We start from the raw sequence: 1,142 nt of genomic DNA on the forward strand, positions 1-1,142 counted from the left end.
TACCGCAAGCATGGCACCGACATCGCAGTGCGGCTCTACGTCATCGACAAGGTGGCGGGCGGGACGTCACACGTCGTGATCCAGCGCAGCTCGGTCGGGGACTTCCTCGACGCCATCACCGTCCCACCGCGCGCCGCCCTAGTGGGCGATACCACGATAGCGATGGCGCCGATCGCCAAGCCCAGCCTGTTCGGCGCAGCGCGTCAGGCCAAGGCGACGGTAGCGCGGACCTATCATGCGCCGGTCCGCAACAACGTCCTGCCGGTCGCCTATCAGACGCTTCCGACGCCCGCGCCCCTAGCCGAACAGGTCGGCTGCTACCTGCCCTACCGGCCGAGCCGGATCGTATTCGACACGGCCGGTGACCACCCGACCGCCCTGGTCGAGTCCGTGGCGATGGGCTCGATCCCGGCACCAATCCCAACCCATGTCGCACACCTACCCGAACGGACCGTCACCGAGCGGATGTTGTCGTCGTCACAGCTCGAAACGGTCGTCTATGCGGGGCACGCCTGGAACCAGATGCTCCCCGGCACCTTCAAGCCTGCCGACAAAGGCGTGGGCATTACTATCGACGAGGCGGGAAGCCGCTACCGCAAGGGGTTCTTTCTCGGCGACGGCACTGGTGCTGGCAAAGGCCGGCAGGTCGCGGCCTGCATCCTCGACAACTGGTTGCAGGGCAGACGCCGGCATATCTGGGTCTCGAAGAACGAGCCATTGCTCGAAGACGCGCGACGCGACTGGACCGCGCTTGGCGGCATGTCCGGCGACGTGCAGCCGGTGTCGAACTGGAAAATCGATCAGCCGATCAAACTGACCGAGGGCGTCTTGTTCGTCACCTATCCGACGCTCCGTTCCATGCGTTCCGACAATAGCCGCCTTCAGCAGATCCTCGATTGGGCCGGCACCGATTTTTGACGGCGTCATCGCGTTCGACGAAGCGCACGAGATGGGCGGCGTCGCGGGCGGCGAGGGGAGCATGATCGCTAAAAAGGGCTCCCAGCAGGGGATTGCCGGCGTCGTGCTGCAGAACCGCTTGCCCGGAGCGCGTGTCCTGTACGCGTCCGCAACCGGCGCCTCCGAGGTGAATAACCTCGCCTATGCCGTGCGGCTCGGCCTGTGGGGTCCCGAGACGTCGTTCG

The 1,142-nt window shown here is 65.7% G+C and carries 1 pseudogene; it reads left to right on the forward strand.

Going from position 1 to position 1,142, the window contains the following annotated elements:
• Positions 1 to 1,142, forward strand: a pseudogene (locus tag U1872_RS22560) (strawberry notch family protein); the annotation flags it as partial.

The organism is Parasphingomonas frigoris (assembly GCF_036663815.1).
GTDB lineage: Bacteria > Pseudomonadota > Alphaproteobacteria > Sphingomonadales > Sphingomonadaceae > Sphingomonas.